At 63.3% G+C, this 18,411-nt stretch carries 18 protein-coding genes; 8 read left to right on the top strand and 10 right to left on the bottom strand.

All coding sequences use genetic code 11. The features are described 5' to 3' along the window. Positions 1 to 115 precede the first annotated feature (115 nt). The gene (locus ACP7D4_RS16685; RefSeq protein ID WP_426210192.1) at positions 116 to 682 is read right to left on the bottom strand and encodes an SRPBCC family protein; all 567 of its coding nucleotides are present in this window, start codon (positions 680 to 682) and stop codon (positions 116 to 118) included. A gap of 406 nt (positions 683 to 1,088) precedes the next feature. Next, positions 1,089 to 1,976 (bottom strand): GGDEF domain-containing protein, encoded by an 888-nt coding sequence (locus ACP7D4_RS16680; RefSeq protein WP_426210190.1) that lies wholly within the window; start codon positions 1,974 to 1,976, stop codon positions 1,089 to 1,091. Between the two features lie 209 nt (positions 1,977 to 2,185). On the opposite strand from ACP7D4_RS16680, the gene ACP7D4_RS16675 reads away from it, so the two are divergent. From ACP7D4_RS16675 to ACP7D4_RS16660, 4 genes are all read left to right on the top strand, one after another. Beyond that, positions 2,186 to 2,749: a CBS domain-containing protein gene (locus ACP7D4_RS16675; RefSeq protein ID WP_426210188.1), complete on the top strand. Its 564-nt coding sequence runs from the start codon at positions 2,186 to 2,188 to the stop codon at positions 2,747 to 2,749. Between the two features lie 238 nt (positions 2,750 to 2,987). After that, complete coding sequence (locus ACP7D4_RS16670; RefSeq protein ID WP_426210186.1) at positions 2,988 to 4,022, top strand: alcohol dehydrogenase catalytic domain-containing protein; 1,035 nt, start codon at positions 2,988 to 2,990, stop codon at positions 4,020 to 4,022. A gap of 11 nt (positions 4,023 to 4,033) precedes the next feature. Beyond that, positions 4,034 to 4,570, top strand: coding sequence for a hypothetical protein (locus ACP7D4_RS16665; protein ID WP_426210184.1), 537 nt, complete (start codon positions 4,034 to 4,036; stop codon positions 4,568 to 4,570). A gap of 67 nt (positions 4,571 to 4,637) precedes the next feature. Next, a complete protein-coding gene (locus tag ACP7D4_RS16660; RefSeq protein ID WP_426210182.1) occupies positions 4,638 to 5,336 on the top strand; it encodes an aspartate/glutamate racemase family protein in 699 nt (232 codons plus the stop codon). A gap of 18 nt (positions 5,337 to 5,354) precedes the next feature. On the opposite strand, the gene trpS is transcribed toward ACP7D4_RS16660, so the two are convergent. Continuing rightward, positions 5,355 to 6,365 carry a tryptophan--tRNA ligase gene (trpS, locus tag ACP7D4_RS16655; RefSeq protein ID WP_426210180.1) on the bottom strand — a complete coding sequence of 337 codons (1,011 nt, stop codon included), beginning with the start codon at positions 6,363 to 6,365 and terminating at the stop codon, positions 5,355 to 5,357. A gap of 31 nt (positions 6,366 to 6,396) precedes the next feature. On the opposite strand from trpS, the gene ACP7D4_RS16650 reads away from it, so the two are divergent. After that, positions 6,397 to 6,675, top strand: a complete 279-nt coding sequence (locus ACP7D4_RS16650; RefSeq protein WP_426102097.1) for a hypothetical protein — start codon at positions 6,397 to 6,399, stop codon at positions 6,673 to 6,675. A gap of 61 nt (positions 6,676 to 6,736) precedes the next feature. Further along, positions 6,737 to 7,150 (top strand): hypothetical protein, encoded by a 414-nt coding sequence (locus tag ACP7D4_RS16645; protein ID WP_426102099.1) that lies wholly within the window; start codon positions 6,737 to 6,739, stop codon positions 7,148 to 7,150. A gap of 44 nt (positions 7,151 to 7,194) precedes the next feature. On the opposite strand, the gene ACP7D4_RS16640 is transcribed toward ACP7D4_RS16645, so the two are convergent. Further along, on the bottom strand, positions 7,195 to 7,683 hold the full coding sequence (locus tag ACP7D4_RS16640; protein ID WP_426102101.1) for a phage regulatory CII family protein: 489 nt from the start codon (positions 7,681 to 7,683) through the stop codon (positions 7,195 to 7,197). A gap of 86 nt (positions 7,684 to 7,769) precedes the next feature. Here ACP7D4_RS16640 and ACP7D4_RS16635 point away from each other — a divergent pair, with 86 nt between their 5' ends. After that, positions 7,770 to 8,267, top strand: coding sequence for a hypothetical protein (locus tag ACP7D4_RS16635; protein ID WP_426210178.1), 498 nt, complete (start codon positions 7,770 to 7,772; stop codon positions 8,265 to 8,267). A gap of 305 nt (positions 8,268 to 8,572) precedes the next feature. On the opposite strand, the gene ACP7D4_RS16630 is transcribed toward ACP7D4_RS16635, so the two are convergent. The 5 genes from ACP7D4_RS16630 to ACP7D4_RS16610 all read right to left on the bottom strand — a co-directional run bounded on the left by ACP7D4_RS16630 (position 8,573) and on the right by ACP7D4_RS16610 (position 12,941). Further along, entirely contained in the window at positions 8,573 to 9,145 is a 573-nt protein-coding gene (locus ACP7D4_RS16630) for a hypothetical protein (RefSeq protein ID WP_426102103.1), read from the bottom strand. Positions 9,146 to 9,240: 95 nt separating this feature from the next. Further along, a complete protein-coding gene (locus ACP7D4_RS16625) occupies positions 9,241 to 10,731 on the bottom strand; it encodes an ATPase domain-containing protein (protein ID WP_426102105.1) in 1,491 nt (496 codons plus the stop codon). Beyond that, the gene (locus ACP7D4_RS16620) at positions 10,724 to 11,221 is read right to left on the bottom strand and encodes a hypothetical protein (RefSeq protein WP_426102107.1); all 498 of its coding nucleotides are present in this window, start codon (positions 11,219 to 11,221) and stop codon (positions 10,724 to 10,726) included. Before ACP7D4_RS16620 ends, ACP7D4_RS16625 begins: the two co-directional genes overlap by 8 nt. Positions 11,222 to 11,306: 85 nt before the next feature. Then, positions 11,307 to 12,245 (bottom strand): sensor histidine kinase, encoded by a 939-nt coding sequence (locus ACP7D4_RS16615; protein WP_426210177.1) that lies wholly within the window; start codon positions 12,243 to 12,245, stop codon positions 11,307 to 11,309. A 255-nt stretch (positions 12,246 to 12,500) separates the two neighbouring features. Then, the gene (locus ACP7D4_RS16610; RefSeq protein ID WP_426210175.1) at positions 12,501 to 12,941 is read right to left on the bottom strand and encodes a hypothetical protein; all 441 of its coding nucleotides are present in this window, start codon (positions 12,939 to 12,941) and stop codon (positions 12,501 to 12,503) included. Positions 12,942 to 13,045: 104 nt separating this feature from the next. Here ACP7D4_RS16610 and ACP7D4_RS16605 point away from each other — a divergent pair, with 104 nt between their 5' ends. Next, positions 13,046 to 15,127 (top strand): putative bifunctional diguanylate cyclase/phosphodiesterase, encoded by a 2,082-nt coding sequence (locus tag ACP7D4_RS16605; protein ID WP_426210173.1) that lies wholly within the window; start codon positions 13,046 to 13,048, stop codon positions 15,125 to 15,127. Positions 15,128 to 15,194: 67 nt separating this feature from the next. Here ACP7D4_RS16605 and ACP7D4_RS16600 read toward each other — a convergent pair whose 3' ends face one another. After that, positions 15,195 to 18,179 carry an ATP-binding protein gene (locus tag ACP7D4_RS16600; RefSeq protein WP_426210171.1) on the bottom strand — a complete coding sequence of 995 codons (2,985 nt, stop codon included), beginning with the start codon at positions 18,177 to 18,179 and terminating at the stop codon, positions 15,195 to 15,197. Positions 18,180 to 18,411 lie beyond the last annotated feature (232 nt).

Below are 18,411 nucleotides of genomic sequence, written 5' to 3'. Positions count from 1 at the left end.
TCGCCGCGATACTGCGTCAAAAATGCTCGCAAGGCCTCGGCCTTGCTCCGCTTTTGTTCCTTGTCTCTCGGCGATTTCGGAACATTTATAAGCAACGAACTTTCAACTCAGGACACTAGTGGCTGGTACCGGCCTCGGGCTGCGGCGCGATCGTACCGCGCCAGGCGCCCGTTTCCTGGCCGCGCAGTTCGATCATTTCCTTGAAATTCTTCAGGTTGCCGCGAGCCGTGGCACGCACCGCGCCCAGTGCATCGCCCACCATTTCGATCCCATTCTGGGGTTCGTAATACATTTCGAGCGTGATCCGGGTACGCGAACGCGACAGGCTGCGGAAGGTGACGCTGCCACCGTTCGGCGTGCCCGACGTGCTGCGCCACGCAATGCGCTTGTCGGGCACCTGCTCGGTGATCTCGGCATCCCATTCGATATCCTTGCCAGCGATCGAAGCGTGCCAATGCAGGCGCTTGTCGTCGAGCTGCTTGACTTCGTGGACGCTGTCCATGAAGCGCGGGAACTCTTCAAACTGGGTGAACTGATCGTAAGCGACCCGCACCGGTACATTGACATCGATGTCTTCCTCGACGCTGGATGGGGACTGAACGCCACGTGATTGCTTCATTTGCTTCGCAAGCAGAGCACCGCCCAAGGCGAGCGCGGTCAGGGTAACGATTCGATACAGCATAGTGTTCCTCCTGGTCAATCAGGTTTAAGAATGCGCAGCTTCAACAGTCAGCTCGTTGCGAGGCGGCGCAGTGTGACCCGCCCCATCGCAAGCGCTCCATTATGTACTTTATAGCAAAGTTGCACACGACGCCCGTGCGAAATAGAAACCGACACCCAGCATCTCCGTGTCGGGATTAGTAGACGTCGTGACCAATTTAACCGGACGCCCACTGTGCGCAAATAGGTGCACCCCCGCCTATCCTGTAGGACCAGTCCTTCCCATCCGGTGCATGTTGAAGAAAAGCACGGGACCGACTCGCCAGTTTTTGTGCGCGCCTTTCGCAACCCTCGGCGCGCACATCAAGTGCGTTGTCGGCGAGGGCCGCGGCATGGAAGCGGCGCGGACACTGTCGCAACAGGCCTGCTCAACTGCCGATCGTCACGCAATTGCGCCCGTTTTGCTTGGCCCGGTACAAGGCGTTGTCTGCGCGCTGCAGCAACTCGGTGAGCGAACTGACTTCGTCGCGCGACATGGTCGCCACGCCGATGCTCACGGTGATCGGAACGGCGCCAGCCTGGGTGGAGACGGGCGTGGCGGCCACCGCCGCGCGCATTCGCTCGGCAACTTCGAGCGCGCCGGCGAGGTCGCAGTCAGGCAGCACGCACAGCATCTCCTCGCCCCCGTAGCGCCCCAGCGCGTCATAGGGCCGCAACCCGGCGCCCATGCGGCGCGTCACCTCGCGCAATACCTCGTCGCCGGCCAGGGGGCCAAGCGTGTCGTTGACGTCCTTGAAATGGTCCAGGTCGCAAAAAATGATCGACACCGCATGCTGCGAGCGTCCCTGGCGCGCGACCTCCTTGTGCAGCAGGTCGATAATTGCACCGCGACTGTAAATATCGGTCAGCGCGTCGCGCGTGGCGCGGTAACGCAATTCCTGCTCCAGCTCGGCGATGCGGCGCCCGGCCCGTACCCGTACCAGCACGTCCTGCGCACTGAAAGGCTTGGCGATGTACTCGTCGGCGCCGGCGCCCATGGCCGCGACGGCGGACTCGGCTTCGGTGTGCGCGGCAAGCAAGATCATATAGACATACCGCTCCCGCACGCTGTCGCGGATCGTGCGGCAGACGTCGATCCCATCCATCCCGCGCATCAGCGCGCCGAGAATGGCGACCAGCGGACCGTCCGGCGCGGCCAGCAGGCGCGCGGCGGCGGCGCCATCATCGGCTACCACGACCTCGTGGCCCCATTTGGTCAGCATCTCCTTTAGCAACAGGATCGAGGCGTCGTCGTCATCTGCGATCAGGATATTCATTCTCGTACTCCAAGGAAATGTCAAACCCAGCCTACCGTGTAAGATCTGTGTCTTATCTTATTGGTACGCGTTGGAAACAGCAAGTAAGTTTCTTGCTTCCCGAGCAATGTGTTCATTCGACAGCACAGCGTTGCTGCGTACGCTAACGAACAGTCAGGCATGGTGTGCCGGCTTAAGCTCCATGACAAATCGCACTTGAGGAGCCACCCGTGACCATTACCCCCCTGCCCGATATCGAACCGGACCGGCTGCCGACCTCCACCAACGAGATCGCATTTGAAACGGTCTCGTTCGCGGCGAGCGTTCCCGCATCCGATCAGCAAGTCACGGCGGCCGAAGTGGCGGTGGCCGTTGAACTGGTGTCCACCGTCGGCAAACCAATCTCGCAGGTCATGGAAGCGACGCTGTGGACGGTGCACGCCGAAGATTCGATCGAGAAAGTCGAGGAGATCTTTGCCGCGCAAGGCTTGGCCTCGGCCCCGGTGGTCGGCTCGAACGGGGCCATCGTCGGCATGCTGGGCGCGCCCGAGCTGGCTGCCTTTCATGCCGAAGGCAAAAATGCGAAGGCGGTGCAGGCCTGGGAAATCAGTCGCATCAAAACGTTCGAAGTGAGCCCGACCGACACGGTCGAAGAAGTGGCCAAGCTGATGACCGAAAACAAAATTGAACATATTTCCGTGACCGAATTCGGGCGCCTGAAGGGCATTGTTTCGGCCCAGAACTTGCTGCAGGAAATTCTCAACGTGCTGCCGCATGAGGCGCCCAAGGAATAAATCGGGCGCGATGCTGACTGGCGGCACCAAATGGCGGAAAAACCCGCCATTTTTTCTGTGCGCCTATCGCTATTGTTTTACCCTTCCCCTATGTTGAGTGCATGCGGCCCGCTGGTGCCGCTTATTGAGCTGCAAGTATTGGGCTGCAAGTAATGAGCTTCAGATATTGGGCTGCAGGTATTGAGCTGTAGATAAGGAGCTGCAATCTCACAGCAGGTTCATCAACTACGGGGGAACTATGATCGCCATGGATTACCGCGGCCCCTACCGCGTGCGCGCAACACTAAAACCCGACCCGGTCATCGAGCATCCGAACGACGCCATCGTGCGCGTCACGCGCTCGTGCATCTGCGGCTCCGACCTGCACCTGTACCATGGCCTGGTGCCCGACACCAGGGTCGGGACCACCTTCGGCCATGAATTTACCGGCGTCATCGAAGAACTTGGCCCATCGGTCACGTCGCTCAAGGTCGGCGACCGCGTGTTGGTGCCCTTCAATATCTTTTGCGGAGCGTGCTTTTTCTGCGATCGTGAACTCTACGGCAACTGCCACAACACCAATCCCGAGGCCAGCGCCGTGGGCGCCATCTACGGCTACTCGCACATGGCCGGCGGTTACGACGGCGGCCAGGCCGAGCTGGTGCGCGTGCCCATGGCCGACGTCGGCCCCATCCTCATTCCCGACGATATCGACGACGACGACGCCGTGATGCTCACCGATGCGCTGCCCACCGGTTATCAGGCAGCCGAAATGGGCGACATCGCCGAGGGCGACACGGTCGTCGTGTTCGGCGCCGGTCCGGTCGGCATCTTCGCCGCAAAGTCAGCCTGGCTGATGGGCGCCGGGCGCGTCATCGTCGTTGACCATGTCGAGTACCGGCTCGACTTCGTGCGCAAGTTTGCGCAGTGCGAGGTCGTCAACTTCAAGGACGTGCGCGACATGGCATTGCACATCAAGAAGATGACGGACTGGCTGGGCGCCGACGTGTGCATCGACGCCGTCGGCTGCGAGGCGTCGGGCAGCGCGGCGCAAACGCTCAGCGGGCGTTACCTCAAGCTGCAGGCCGGCGCCGCCACCGCCCTGCACTGGGCCATCAATTCGGTGCGCAAGGGCGGCAATGTGTTCATCGTGGTCATCACGCACCGCGTGCCGCTGGAGGAAGTGGCCGACGCCTATCACATGTTCTCGAGCAAGCTCGACAACTGCATCAAGACCATCCTCGTCACTCCGCCCCTGCGCGAGACGCTGAAGGCGGGCGGCACACTGCACTAACGGAGGCTCGCATGGACAATCCCAACGCACACATCGGCCATACCCACCCCACCCGCCGTTCGCGCGCCGAACTCGAAGCCATCCCCGGCTGGGGAGCCGACCTCGACCGCAAAGACCGTCCCGGCGTGCCCATGGAGCGCACGCCGCCCCGCGTCCATGATGGCAAGCACCGGGAGCAGCCGGAACAGCAACAGCGGAACATTGAAGTGTTCGTCTCCCCGGAGCGGCCCGGCCTGACGCCTCTTTTCGGCACCAGCGTCCCGCCCAGCGGGCTATCCCGCCTGATGCGTCGTTTTGCTTACAAGTTGACCGAAAACGATATTCGCCACTGGTTGCTGCTGTTGCTGGCCGACCGCGTCAACGTGATCGAAGGTATCGGCCAGGACCTGGGACGAGGTCACCTTCCCAACCTGCTCGCGGAGATGAGCATCAAGGCCGAGTGGCAGCATAACAAGGCCGGTCTGGTGCGCAAGGCGGCCATTGTCGCCGCCATCGCGGGAACGGGATACTACTTGCTGCAGCGGCACGACGACAGGGACGCGCGCTGAGCGTGGCAATGGCTTGCTGAAACTGCATGGTGTGTGGCCTAATACTTGTTTTCCTACGGACGGCAGCATGCAGACCAAAACGATCGGCCTGCTCGGAGGCATTGGCTGGGCTTCAACGGCGCAGTATTACCGCATCCTCAACGCCATGACGGCTGAACGCATGGGCGACGCGCACAGCGCCCGCCTCGTCGTGCTGAGCATGAACCAGTTCGACTTTACGTCGCGCGCGGGCGAGGCCACGCCGCACGCAATCGAGCAATTTCTGATTGAACAGACGCAACGCCTCAAGGCGGCCGGCGCCGATTTTTTCCTGCTATGCGCCAACGGTGCGCACCGCTTCGCGCCGACCGTCGTGGCGCAGGCGGCACTGCCCTTCATCAGCATCGTGGACGAGACCGCCAAGCGGGTGCAGGCGTCGGGCCTGCGCAAAGTCGCTTTGCTGGGCGTGCGGCAGACCATGTCCGGAACGTTTTATCATGCCGCTTTGGCCGCGCGCGGCATCGACATCGTCACGCCCGATGCTGGCGACCAGGACAAACTGCATGAAATCATTTACGCAGAGCTCGTTCACCACCGTATCACGGCAGCCAGCCGGCGCGTTTTCCAGCAGATCATTGGCAAACTGGCCGCCGCGGGAGCGCAAGGCGTCATCTTGGGCTGCACCGAAATACCTCTGCTTATCAGCCAGGCCGACGTTGACATCCCGGTATTTGACACGACCGCCATCCATTGCGAGGCCGCGCATGCGCACGCGTTCGCGCCCTGAAATGCGCGCGGCCTGGTCTTAAAAGTAGCGCAGGCCGAGCGCCGCCCTCACCTCGTCGGCAGTCCTGGCAGCAACGTCGCGCGCCTTGAAGGTGCCATCCTTGAGCATCTGCATGACCGCACCGGGATCTTGGGCAAATGCTTCGCGGCGCGCGCGGACTGGCGCCAGCATCTCTTGCAGCACGCCTTCCAGGCGCTTTTTGACCAGGCTGTCGCCCACGCCGCCGCGCACATAGCGCTCCTTGAGTCCGGCGAGCCCTTCCTGGTCCGGGTCAAAGGCATCGAGGTAGATAAACGCGACGTTGCCCTCCAAATGGCCCGGGTCGTCCACCCGCAGATGCAGCGGATCGGTGTACACCTGCTTGACCGCCGCGCGGATCTCATCGGCGCTGGCGCCGAGGTTAATCGTATTGCCGAGCGACTTGCTCATCTTGGCCTTGCCGTCGATGCCAGGCAGGCGTCCGAGTGCAGGCACCAGGGCCTTGGCCTCGACCAGGATCTCGCGCTGCGCCAGGCGGTTGAATTTGCGGACGATCTCATTGGTTTGCTCGATCATCGGCACCTGGTCGTCGCCCACCGGCACCAGGGTTGCCTTGAAGGCGGTAATGTCGGCCGCCTGGCTGGCCGGGTAAGTCAAAAAGCCGGCGGGAATATCGCGCTCGAAACCGCGCAGGCGAATTTCTTCCTTCACCGTCGGATTGCGCTCCAGGCGCGCCACCGTCACCAGGTTCAGGTAATAAAAAGTCAGTTCGGCCAGCTCCGGTATCTGCGACTGGATCAGGATCGTGGAGATAGCGGGGTCGATGCCCACCGCCAAGTAGTCCAGCGCCACTTCGAGCACATTGCGGTGCACCTTGCCGGTGTCTTCCATATTGTCGGTCAAGGCCTGGGCATCGGCGAGCATGATGAACTGGCGATAGTCGTGCTGGTAGGCCACGCGGTTGCGCAGGCTGCCGACAAAATGGCCGAGGTGGAGCGGGCCGGTCGGGCGGTCGCCGGTCAGGATAATGGGGAGCGTGGCGCGGGTCATGGGGTACCTGTAGTCTGAGCCGGAGCCCACCGTGCAGGCGAAAAAACCGCCGCATGGTCGGGGCGGCGTTGATGAACATCTCGTGGCTATTCACTGGCTCCGCGTTAAGGGCGGCGCCACCAGTTACGGCTCGTACGATGTGGATTTTGATTCGTCATGGCCCACATGGTTTCAAATTGCTGAAGGCTTGTCAAGTGCGCAGCAGCAAGCCGCTTACTCCGCCATGCGGTCGCATCGCAGCCGGCCGGCTCGGATGCGACGGCAATTGTGGCTGCCGATTACCGCCGCAAAGCCCAAAAATCGATGCTAAGCCCATAATATTGTTTGCTATAGTGTCGGCATTATTCATTCACCCGGCAGGAGAATCGAGCATGAACGGAGCAGGCGGGACCAGCGGTGGCATCGGCAAATTTTTACTCGGCCTGATCATGATGTGCGGAGGTTTTTACCTTTTGCTCAACGGCATTGTCGTCAGTTCGAATTTCGGTCTGGGCACGCGCCTGTTCGGCTCGGGCGCGATGGGGCTGACCGGCGGCATGATCCTGATTCCCCTGATCATCGGCATCGGCATGGTGTTTTACAACGCCCGCAGCTACCTGGGCTGGCTGATTGGCATCGCCTCGTTCGGTGCCTTGGTGTTCGGCGTCATTTCCTCGGTCAGCCTGAATTTACGCACGATGACCGCGTTCGAACTGCTGGTCATCCTGACGCTTGCCTTCGGCGGCCTGGGCCTGTTTCTCAATTCGCTGCGCCCATCGCGCGCCCCCCAGCCGCAAGCGCGCTAAGCGCCAAATTCCGGCGACAACCACCCTTTGGAACGGGGGCGGCTTTAGGGGCGCGACTCGGCTTGCATCTTCAGGCGCGCGCGCCACGCGCCCATTGCCGACAGCGCCGAGTGAAACTCGCGCTCGATCAGGTCAGCTTCGGCGATCGTCACCACGCCATCTCTTAACGCGCCCGAGACCGCCTCGGCCACCGCGCCCACCTCGCTCATTACCCTGCATACCGTCTGCGACAGGTCGTCGCGTCCCACGCAGTCGGGCTGCGGCACCAGGAACGCGGCCATCCCGTGACGCATCAGCATCGCGTGCAGCGGCAAGTGCGCATCCTCCACGCCCGCCTTGTGACAGTGCTCGACGATGACGGATACCTCTTCAAACGACGGGTAGTGCGACGAAATCGTCGGCGACAGCTTGTTGCGCAGCACGTTGGCGGAGATGCCGATGGTGACCGCCAGCGCTTCCAGCCCGCCCGGATAACGGCGCGCCACGGTGTACAGGGCGTCGTGCTGGTTCATGTCCATATATCTGCGAGTCATGGTGAATCTGTTCCTTTTTTACCGGTGCAGCGCACCATACGTACGATTATTCTTCTCTCAACTTTTACTTCTACTTAAGAACAACCATGAAGTCCACTCTTTTTGCCCTGCTGCTGGCCACGCTGCTGCCCGCCATGTCCGAGGCGTCAGCCAAGGCTTCGTCGGCGCGTTCGTTCAAGAGCGGATCTTCCTCTCAAAGAGCGGTCGCGACAAGTGGCAGCGCACGCACACAACCGCAAGGCCGGCGCGCCGCCGAGCACGCATGCACTGCCCCGCCGCCAGCGCCAACTTCGATGCCGCCCCCCGCGCCCATTCTCGTGCAGCGCGCGTCAAGCGGACCAGGCTACGTCGTCACCGGCTTTCTGCTCGGGCGCGCCACGTCGAGCGCGCATGCGCACCGCAGCAGCGATTCCGCCGCCTCCCCGAACACGGCCGGGCAACGGGCCCCGTTCGTCAGCATGCTGCTGCCTCTCTTGCCCTGGCTGGCCTTGCTGGCGCTGCTGGCTTGGCTGTGCTGGCGTGTGCGGCACATCCTGCGCCGCGCCCTAGCCTCCACCAGCGCCAATTATTCCTTCAAAAGGTAGGGTCCCGGGCGCCGGCCTGGGCGAACACGACGACACGCTTTGGCGTGAGCAGTTGGCCGACACGCTGCGCCTACATGGAAGAGTTACAGAAAATTTTAGATGCGCTCAGCCGGCGTTTGGCCGATTTTGATTCCCAGGCAAAAAGAGCCGTGCAGGCGCTGGCAACGGCTAATGCACGCAAATCCGCTCGACCAGGCGGCCGAGATCGACGCCATCCGCCAGTCAGTTCCAAACGGCGGGCGAAAGCACGCTGGAACGCTTGAAGCGGCCCGGCCGTAGCGGCGTGAGGGGGGCGTGAGGGAAGCCTATTCCGTACCGGCCGGTCCCGTCGCCTGCTTCACCGGCGCATCGAGGCGGTATACCGCCACCACCTTGAAGGCGCTCGTCTCGGTCGCCTTCTCGGTGTGGAGCTCGGTACAATCCTCGGCCACCAGGCTGCGCCAGTTGTACACGCCCAGCTTGGAAAACACGGGCGCCGCCTTGGACGTGGCGCCCAGGTCGATGGCGATCATGGCATTGCGCGGCGAACCGGTGTAGTTCACCGACAGCAGCTCAAAGCCGAAAGCGCCCAGCCACGGTTCCCACAAGGCCTTTTCGGTGCCCGCCGTGATCCGGGCGAGCATGTCGGCCAGCGTGATGCCTTTCTTGACGAGCGGGCGGATTGCCGCCAGCGACGGCGCATGGCGCGGATCTGGCGCCAGCTTGCCGGCCCCGCGGGCGGCGATCGCCTTGAGCTCCTTGATGATGGCCGCATCACGCTCCGTATAGTCGCGCATGCGGGCATACAGTTCGCCGTCCAGGAATGGATTGGCGACTTTTTCTTTCTGGGAGCGCGCCAGGGCGCGTTTGGTTGGTGCAGGCTTGTTCGGCGTGGTCATGATCTTGATGGGTAAATGGCAGGGGCGCAGTTTATCACCTTGCGGCGCCGCGCCCCGCCGCGGCGTTCCCACAGCGTTGCCTGCGCGGCTGCACCTCAGCGCGACAGGTACAAATTCTTGCGCGTGCGCGCGGCGCGCCGGCTGCGCACGGGCTGGCCCGACAGGATGCCGGAGAAGCCTGTCAAGCGCCGCCCGATGGTGATGTGCTCGCCGTTGATATCGAAAAAGCGCACGTCCTTGCTGTGCGCGCTACCGCGCACCTTGACCACGGAAACGACCCGCTTGAACTGGCCGTCCAGTTCAATGTAGCGCTGCATGATGATGGCGTCGGCCAGGAACGCATTGCCGTACGAGCTAAATTGCAGCACGGTGTAGCGGTCTTCCAGCTCGGCCGTCATGAGGACGGTGGCCCCCATCCCGGTCAGCACCGCCACCAGCCGGTACAGCGACTCGCGGAAGTTGTCGCGGAAAATGGACGACAGCGCCAGCTCAAAGCCGGACAGGGAATCGATTACCACCCGCGTCGCCTTTTTTTCCTTGATCATGGCCACCAGGTCGTGCAGGATCTCGTCAATCGACAAATCCAGCGTGCGGGTATTGATGATGCCCACCGCGCCAGACTCGACCAGCCGGTTGAGCTTTAAGCTGAGCAGCTGGTTCGGACTCTTTTCAAATGCGGCGATGACGCCCGTTTCGCCCAGGCGCGCCCCTTCGGCCAAAAATTCGGTGGTGAGTACTGTTTTGCCGGAACCGGACGGCCCCACCAGCAGCACCGAATAGCCTTGCGGCACCCCGCCGCCCATCATCTCGTTCAGCTCGGGCACGCCCAGCGACAGGCGCTTGTCGGCGCCAAAGCCGGGCCGCTCCGAGTCCGGTTCCTGCATCATTGCGCGCGGGAACACCTCGACCCCGGTGTCGTCGATGCGAAAGGTATGCGAGCCCAGCCGTTGCGAGCCACCCCGCATTTTCACCACTTGCATCTTGCGCACCATCGAATCGCCGCGCACCAGCTGCGACAGCCACACGATGCCGTCGGCCACGGTAAATACGGGTCCCGATTCAGCTTCGGGCTGCAGGTATTCGCCGATCAAGAACGTGGTCGCCTGCCAGCTCGTCATCTGCATGCCCAACTGCTGCACAAAGTACTGCAGGCCGGCAGCGCCATGGTCGTTGGACGGTGCCGACTGCGCCACCGAACGGAACGAATCGACGAACACCAGGCTCGGCTCGAACTCCTGGACTTCGTCGGCAATGCGCGCAAGCACGCGTTCAAAGTCGCCATCGACCATGTCCGAGGCCAGGTTGACGAACTTGATCGCGCTGTCGATCTTGTCGAAGTCAAAAAACTTGAATTGCTGCTGGTAGCGCAGCATTTTCAGGGGCGGCTCGCCGAGCACGGTAAAAAAGATCGCGCGCGACTGCGGGTTGGCCATGGCAAACATCATCTGGTGGGCCAGCGTGGTCTTGCCGCTGCCGGGCGTGCCGGCGATCAGGTTAAAGGAAAACTCGGGAACGCCGCCGCCCAACAGTTCATCGAAGCCTTGCACGCCGGTTGCCAAACGTTTGATTTCTACCCGCTTATCCATCGTGCTGTTCCTTGCTAATTACGCCTCCGCGCGCGCGGCCGAGTGCGGACTTCAAAATCAACTTCGTCATGTGCGATCCGACCAGCACGGTCAGGATGTCGACCAAGGTGCCAAATAATAGGATGCTGGCGGCCCGTACCCGCTCCGGTTCCTGGCCCGCAAAGCACAGCCGGAACAGTTCGAATTCCGGGTCGGCCGGACGGGCGCGCGGGTCGAATTGCATCCACGGAAAATCGCGTCCCACGCGTTTTGCGGTGCGATACAACAGCGACTCGAAGCCGTCTTCGCCGATGATATTCGACAATGCGTTGGCCAGCGTCTGGAGTAGTTCGATGCTGACATCGACGCTCCCATCCGGGCTGCCGGAAAGGACGCGTTCGATGATCGCGCGCGGTAGTTCTTCGTCTGTCGCCATAGGACCTGCAGAGGTGAGAATAAATAGGTAGTGGTCGTGCCAGCCAATGTTTGTCGAGGCGACGACCGCAATCACGCCGCTGTCGCATCATACCACTTCGTCCCAGGTTGTCGTTCCCCTGTGCGCGCTGCAGCGCCAGGGTAAACCTCATCGCAGCGCCTCATCGCGGGCCTGGCGCGCGCAGCGGCAGCACGACCGTAAACTGGCTGCCGCAGCCGGCCCCGGCACTGTCGACCCGCACCGAGCCGCCATGCAGTTGGGCGATCGAACGCACCAGCGTCAGGCCGATGCCCAGCCCACCCGACCAGGCGTGGGTGCGCTCGTCGCGGCCCTGCTCGAACAGATCAAAAATATGCGGCTGGTCTTCGCGGGCGATGCCTTTTCCCTGGTCGCGCACGGCCACCGCCACGCCGTCCCCGCGCAGCGAGGCGGCCACCACGATGGCCTGGCGCGGCGCCGAAAATTTGCTCGCGTTAAGCAGCAGGTTGGAGAACAACTGCGCCAGTCGCACCGGGTCGCCCTCGAGCGCCAGCGGCGCGGCCGGCAGTTCAACCTGCACTGCTTGCTCGCGCGCGGTCAACGCACTGTGCGCAATGTCGATCGCCCCCTCGATCACCTCGTGCAGCTTGAGCGGGCAAGTGCGCAGCGAAATCTTGCCGGTCGTAATACGGGAGGCGTCGAGCAAGTCGTCGACCAGGCGCACCAGGTGCGCCGCCTGGCGCTCCACGATGGCCAGCAACCTGGGCAGGCGCGGGTGATCGATGACCAGCGTGCGCATGACGCTGTTGGCCACGGCAATGGATGCCATGGGATTGCGCAGCTCATGGGCCAGCATCGACAAAAACTCCGTCTGGCGCTGCGCTGCGGCCTCGGTCGCGGCGCGCGCGTGGTCGGCGTCGCAAGCCGAGCGCACCAGGCGCTCGTTAGCCTGGCGCAGCAAGTTCAGTTCAACGTGCGCGTCGGTCAGATGCTGCTCTTCGTTCAGCAGGCGCCGGTTAAGTTCGGCCAGCACGCCCTTCAGAACCTGGTTTTCAAGGTGCAAGGCCGCGATCGCGTGCTGTGCGTCGAGCGGACCGGCTGCTGCCGCTATCTGATCCATGTTATCCCTGTCCCCTTTGCGCGGGATGCGTGCGAACCGCAGAAAAACCCCCGGCGACGGAGCCGGAAAGCGCGCTGTACAGCACTAACCTGGAATATGTTACTTGAAAGTTTCCTTCCAAAACTTTAATAATCGCTCGCAATTCGCCTCCAAACAACAGCGACCAACTAGCACGCCTTTGTTGCCCGAATTGACCGCAAGTTACAAGCAAGCCGGGATGAACTGACCGATAATGCGCGCGCAAGTATCCGTGCGCTAATGCTCGCTTTGCGGCAAAGGAAATTCGAAACACACACTGCTCACGGCAAGGACCGGGACCGCGTGCGTATCCCATTTCCGGCTGTAGTCGGACAGCGCGATCAAGCCTTCGATGTCGATCAGGATTTCAAACGCGGCGCCGCCCTTGAACATTTCGAGCAGCAGCGCAAAGCGCTGCGCCGACTGGTTCACCGCGACGCTGCATTGGGCGCGCTCGCCGGCGGCGGCGTAGCTGAGCGTAAACGGTTGCGGCGTGCACGCGCTGGTGATCGTCATCACCCAGCGCGCATCGTGCAGCGCTTGCGCGTCGGCCGTGTAGATCTGCGCGTCGCCCGTGGCGTGCATCTGGACGGTGATGGCCGGCGCGTGTTCGATTCCCGCGCTGTGCCTGAGTGACAACTGAACCGGGCCTGTCTCGAAACTCAATCTGGTCGGCATGGCGACTTTCCTGGTGGCTCGCATGGCGCGATCTTACCATCGGCGTCGGAACCGATCCTGTATTGGCGTGTCCAAGTGAATGGCAAGCAGAAAAAGGACCGGGTATGACGCTGGCGCGCTTCATCCACGAACAGATTGATGCCATTCTCGAAGACTGGGTTGCTTTCGCACGCGAGGTTCCATCAGCCCACAACTTCGACCTTGCGGTTTTGCGTGACCACGCGGCGGGCATTTTGGCCGCCATCGCCGCCGACCTTGATCACCTCCAGAGCGACGTGCAGCAAGAACAAAAATCAAAGGGTCTGGGGCCGTTAGGACCGGTCCCAAGTGAAGCCAAAATTCACGGCTCCAACCGGCTGCTCGACGGCTTTAGCGTCAACGATACGGTCTCCGAATTTAGGGCGCTGCGCGCTAGCGTGCTACGTCGCTGGAGCGCAGCGCCCGGCGATGTCGCCGGACCAGGCTGTATCGAGCTGACACGCTTTAATGAAGCCGTCGACCAGGCATTGACCGAGTCGCTGGCCGGTTTTTCTGACGACAAGGCGCGCAGCACACGCCTGTTCGACGCGCTGCTGTCGGTCTCGCCCGACCTGAGCTTCATTGTCGGCCTCGACGGCGTGCTTATCTACGGCAACCCGGCCCTTGCGCACGCCTTTGGCTCGCCGCTCAGCGCCCTGACGGGCAAACCGTTTGCGCGCGGCGCGGGCAGCGCCGGCTTCTTGCGGGATGTGCGTCTGGCGGCGCAAACAAGAGCGCCAGCACGCGGCGAACTACTGCGCAAGCACGAAGGTCGCGACCTCGTCTACGAATACCTGCTCGCGCCGGTCGAAGACGAGCAGGGCGGGGTCGAGGCCGTGGCCGGCAGCGCGCGCGACATCACCGAGCGTAAGGCAGCCGAAGATAAAAACCGCATCAGCGCGCACTACGACAACCTGACCGCCCTGCCCAACCGTTACCTGTTCGGCGACCGGCTCGACCAGGAAATCAAGCGCGCCGGACGCATCGGCTTGCCGCTGGCGCTGCTATTCATCGACCTGGACGGCTTCAAGCAGGTGAACGACGACCTCGGCCACGAAGCGGGCGACGACTTGCTGCGCCAGAGCGCGCAGCGGATCGGTCGCTGCGTGCGCGGCACCGACACCGTGGCCCGCTATGGCGGCGACGAATTCACCGCCTTGCTTACCGACATCACCAATTTACCGCACGTGGACATCCTGGCCCAGAACATCCTCGACGAACTGGCGCGCCCGTTCACGCTCGGCACCCGCAGCGTGACCATCTCCGGCTCGATCGGCATTGCGCTCTACCCGCGCGACGCCATCACCGCCGAAGAACTGGTGCGCCATGCCGACAAGGCCATGTATGCCGTCAAGCACGACGGGCGCAGCAGTTTCGCCTTTTTTACGCCCGAGATGCGCGCTGCGGCCAACGGGCGCATGAAGCTGATCGCCGAATTGCGCCAAGCCATGCCGCTGGGCCAGTTGCGCGTGTATTACCAGCCAATTGTCGAGCTCACGCACGGCCTCATCATCGGCGCCGAAGCCCAGGTGCGCTGGCAGCATCCGGTACTGGGATTGCTCGCCGCCGAGCAGTTTTTTGGCCTGGCCGAAGAAGCCGGGCTGGCCGGCCCGATCGACGAATGGGTGCTGGCCGACGCGCTGGCCCGCGCCCAGGAATGGCGCGCGCAGCGGGGCACGCAACTGCTGGTCAGCATCAACAAGTCGCGCGTGGCCGGCTCAGGCCTGGCCGACGGCGCCCACTGGGAAGCCATTCTCGCCACGCTGGCGCGCGCGCCCTTCCCCGTGGCCCTCGAAATCACCGAAGCGGCGCTGCTCGACACGCGCAGCATGGTTGGCCAGCTCACGGCCGCCGGCGTCCAGCTGTGCCTGGACGATTTCGGCACGGGGCGCTCGTCGATGAGCAGCCTGACCATGGTGCCGCTGACCGGGCTGAAAATCGATCCGTCGCTGGTGCACCGGCTCGACCAGGAAGCGCCGCGCGCGCTGGCCGCCGGCATTATCGTGGCCGCGCACGGCCTGGGCGTGAAAGTGATTGCCGAGTGCGTTGAAAGTGCGGGGCAAGCTGAACAGCTGCGCAGCATCAGTTGCGATTACGCGCAAGGATTCTATTTTTCCGAAGCGCTGGCGTCGGCCAAGTTCGCCGAACTGCTGAAGCGCAGCGCGTAAATGGCGCCGCAGTCCCCCGGCATCATTTTTCGAAAGAACCGTTCTGCGCCAGGGGGCCGCTGAAAAACTATGCTGCCTGCAGCAGCGGCGCGGCCCGGTGCGTGATCGCCGCGAGCACCTTTTCCAGTAAGGGCAGGTTGAGTGGCTTGACAAAATAATGGTCGAACCCGGCCGCCATGGCTTCGGCCCGGTCATACTCGCCTCCGTAACCCGTGTTGGCAATGAGGGTCGCGTTGGCATTGTGCGCAAACCGGCGCAGGCGGCGCGCCAGCTCGTTGCCGTCCACGCCAGGCAAACCGATGTCGAGTATATACACGTCATAAGCAGTGCTGGCAGCGCGTTCCAGCACCGCCTTGGCCGAATACTCGACGCGCACTTGGTGCCCGAACGTTTCCAGCCACATGCCAAGGATGTTGGCGGCATCGGCGTTGTCGTCGACAATGAGCATGCGCAGCGGCGCAATCGTGGCGGCCTGGCCAGGCCGCTCCGGCGCGGGGGTGCCGGCTGGCGCATCCATCGCCGGCAACAGCACCGTGAAGGCCGAGCCGCGTCCGGCCCCATCGCTCTGGGCGCGCACGGCGCCGCCATGCAGCGTCACCAGGCGCTGCACCAGCGCCAGGCCCAGTCCCAGCCCGCCCTGCGAGCGGTCCGACGAACGCTTTTCTTGCGAAAACAGCTCGAACACATGGGGCAGCAAGTCGGCATTCATGCCGACCCCGTCGTCGCGTACCGTCATGGCCACTTCGCCGCCGGCCTGCCGCACTTCGACCTGGATGTGCCCCTTGGCGGGCGTGTACTTGGCCGCGTTTTGCAACAGGTTCGTCAGAATCTGGACCAGCCGCTTGCGGTCGCCCATCACCATCGCCGGCACGCCCGGGTTGTCGATCGACAGGCGGTGAGAGCGCTCCTGCATCATCGGCATGACCTGCTCCACCGCTTCGCCCACGATGCTCCAGATATCCTGGGCCGAGTGCTCCAGCGTGACCAGGCCGGAGGTGACGCGCGAGACGTCGAGCAAGTCGTTGATCAGGCTGGTCATGTGATCGGCCTGGCGCGCGATCACGGCGCCCATGCGCTGCACCTGCTTGCCGTCGCCGTGAACCATGTCGAGCAGCTGGGCGGCGGCGCGGATGGGCGCGAGCGGGTTGCGCAGCTCATGCGCGAGCATCGCCAGAAATTCATCCTTGCGCACATTGGCGTCCTGCAGCGCCTGTTGCGCGTTTTTCAAGCCCGTCACGTCGATGGCCACGCTGCGCACCGTACGCGCCACGCCGCTCTCGTCGGCGATGAATTTGCCGTGAATTTGCAGCCACAGCGGTTCGTCGACGCCGGCGCGCTTGATGCGCACCACTTCCTCGTAACTGCCGCAATGCGCTTCGGCCGCCTCCCCGGCGCGCGTGAGGCGCTCGAGGTCTTCTTCCCAGACCGACTTCCAGACGTCGCCAATGCTGGCCCAGGTGCCGCCGAATACTTCCCGCGTATTTTGCGAAAACGTGATCTGTTCGGTGACCAGGTCCCAGTCCCAGATCGCCATGCGCGCCGCGACCATGCCTTCGCCCATCCGCTCGCGCGTGGTATCGAGCGCCTCCTTGGCCAGGTGCCGTTCGGTGGTGTCGCTGCCCTCGACAAAAATGCCGGTGACGGCGCCATTGGCGTCAACGATCGGCTGGAACACGAAGTCGACATACACCAGCCTGGCCGGCTCGCTGGCGCGCGCTTGCATCAGCAGCGGCACATCGTGCGCGGCGCGCGGGGTGGCGCTGGCGTAGGCGGCGTCGAGCAGCTCGAAATAGCCCTGCCCTTCGACTTCGGGCAGCGCGTCGCGCACGGCCAGGCCGAGCAGCGCGCGCTCGCCGACCACGCTCATATAAGCGGCGTTGACGAATTCATACACATGCGCGGGGCCGCTGAGCATGGCCATGAAGCCGGGCGCCTGCTCGAACAGCGAACGCAGGCGCTCGCTTTTGGCGCTGCGCGCAAAGGTCAAGGCGCGTTCGGCCTCGCGCTGGCGCTCTTGCGCATCGGCGTGCTCCATCGCGTTCCAGATGCGCTCGGCGATATCGCGCACCAGCGGGATGTGGCTGGGCGACCATTGACACGGGGCGTCCTGGTGCAGCGTCAAGATGGCGACCAGGGCGCCCGCCTTGATCACGGGCACCTTCATGCAGGCGCGCGTTTGCAAACCGGCATACGCGGCGGCATGCGCGGCCGTGCGCGGGTCGGCTTGAACGTCGGCAATCGTGACGACCTCGGCCGCGCAGAGGGCAGCGCTCACGGCCGGGCCGTAGGCGTCGATGGCGCCGCCCACTCCCGCCAGGCTGGGCACGCGCTCGGCTTCCCATGAATGACGCGTGACAAACCGGCTGCCGCCGGCGTCAACTTCGGCGTAATCGATCTGCGACACGGGCAAATAATCGCTGAGCAAATGAAACGCGGCGCTCGCGATCGCGTCCGAGTCGGTCAGGCCGCGCAAGGTGTCGGCGATCTGCAACTGGAGCGTGCGATTGCGCTCGCTTTCTTCGCGCCGCGCAATTTCGTCGGTCAGGCGCTGGTTGATCGCTTCGAGCGCGACCCTGGCGCGGTGTTCGGCGCTGACGTCGCTGCAAATGACCAGCACGCCGCAGACGCCGCCCTCGTCGCGGATCGGGCTGTAGCCATAGTTCCACCAGAGGTCTTCGCGCGCGCCGCGCCGGGTGACGGGAATGAGTTGGTCTTCGTGCCAGGTGGCCGGGCCGCCGGCCATGATAGCGTCCACTTGCGGGCCGATCACGGACCAGATTTCACCCCAGGTTTCCCTGCCGCTCTGGCCCAGCATGCCAGGGTGGCGCTCCGGCCCCAGTGTATCGCGATAGCTCTCGTTATAGAACTGCACCAGTTGCGGCCCCCACCACACCAGCATGGGCTGGTGCGACGCCAGGATCAGGTGCAAGGTGTGCTTGAGCGTGTCTGGCCAGGCGCCGGGTGCGCCCAGCGCCGTGGCCGCCCAGTTTTTTTCGCGCATCAAGGCGCCGAGTTCACCACCCTGAGCGAGAAATTCCGGGGTTAATTTCATGTAGTTTTTTCCACCGGCGCTACTGTACTGACAACTGCCTGGGACGCCGAATCCGCAAACGCTGCTGCTTTGGCGACCCGCCCCGCTGCGCCGGGCGCGCCCACTAACCTGCTTTCCGACAGTATTGCTCCTTACCGCTCGCGTGTATGCCGGGTACCGAACACAGTGCGCGCGACGTGGGCGTTTTTACCGAAAATTGAAGAAAAGGGAGCGGGCGTACAAATTCGCTGGA

This window comes from Massilia sp. TWP1-3-3 (assembly GCF_049897805.1).
Taxonomy (GTDB): domain Bacteria; phylum Pseudomonadota; class Gammaproteobacteria; order Burkholderiales; family Burkholderiaceae_D; genus Telluria_A.
Note: the sequence above shows the minus strand (reverse complement) of the source record. Positions and strands in the feature narration are given on the sequence as shown.

What these genes read in the sequence shown, in the direction of transcription:
- ACP7D4_RS16685 (WP_426210192.1), bottom strand. Translation starts at nt 682, where the DNA reads ATGCTGTATCGAATCGTTACCCTGACCGCGCTCGCCTTGGGCGGTGCT.
- ACP7D4_RS16680 (WP_426210190.1), bottom strand. Translation starts at nt 1,976, where the DNA reads ATGAATATCCTGATCGCAGATGACGACGACGCCTCGATCCTGTTGCTA.
- ACP7D4_RS16670 (WP_426210186.1), top strand. Translation starts at nt 2,988, where the DNA reads ATGATCGCCATGGATTACCGCGGCCCCTACCGCGTGCGCGCAACACTA.
- ACP7D4_RS16665 (WP_426210184.1), top strand. Translation starts at nt 4,034, where the DNA reads ATGGACAATCCCAACGCACACATCGGCCATACCCACCCCACCCGCCGT.
- ACP7D4_RS16660 (WP_426210182.1), top strand. Translation starts at nt 4,638, where the DNA reads ATGCAGACCAAAACGATCGGCCTGCTCGGAGGCATTGGCTGGGCTTCA.
- trpS (WP_426210180.1), bottom strand. Translation starts at nt 6,365, where the DNA reads ATGACCCGCGCCACGCTCCCCATTATCCTGACCGGCGACCGCCCGACC.
- ACP7D4_RS16645 (WP_426102099.1), top strand. Translation starts at nt 6,737, where the DNA reads ATGAACGGAGCAGGCGGGACCAGCGGTGGCATCGGCAAATTTTTACTC.
- ACP7D4_RS16640 (WP_426102101.1), bottom strand. Translation starts at nt 7,683, where the DNA reads ATGACTCGCAGATATATGGACATGAACCAGCACGACGCCCTGTACACC.
- ACP7D4_RS16635 (WP_426210178.1), top strand. Translation starts at nt 7,770, where the DNA reads ATGAAGTCCACTCTTTTTGCCCTGCTGCTGGCCACGCTGCTGCCCGCC.
- ACP7D4_RS16630 (WP_426102103.1), bottom strand. Translation starts at nt 9,145, where the DNA reads ATGACCACGCCGAACAAGCCTGCACCAACCAAACGCGCCCTGGCGCGC.
- ACP7D4_RS16625 (WP_426102105.1), bottom strand. Translation starts at nt 10,731, where the DNA reads ATGGATAAGCGGGTAGAAATCAAACGTTTGGCAACCGGCGTGCAAGGC.
- ACP7D4_RS16615 (WP_426210177.1), bottom strand. Translation starts at nt 12,245, where the DNA reads ATGGATCAGATAGCGGCAGCAGCCGGTCCGCTCGACGCACAGCACGCG.
- ACP7D4_RS16610 (WP_426210175.1), bottom strand. Translation starts at nt 12,941, where the DNA reads ATGCCGACCAGATTGAGTTTCGAGACAGGCCCGGTTCAGTTGTCACTC.
- ACP7D4_RS16605 (WP_426210173.1), top strand. Translation starts at nt 13,046, where the DNA reads ATGACGCTGGCGCGCTTCATCCACGAACAGATTGATGCCATTCTCGAA.
- ACP7D4_RS16600 (WP_426210171.1), bottom strand. Translation starts at nt 18,179, where the DNA reads ATGAAATTAACCCCGGAATTTCTCGCTCAGGGTGGTGAACTCGGCGCC.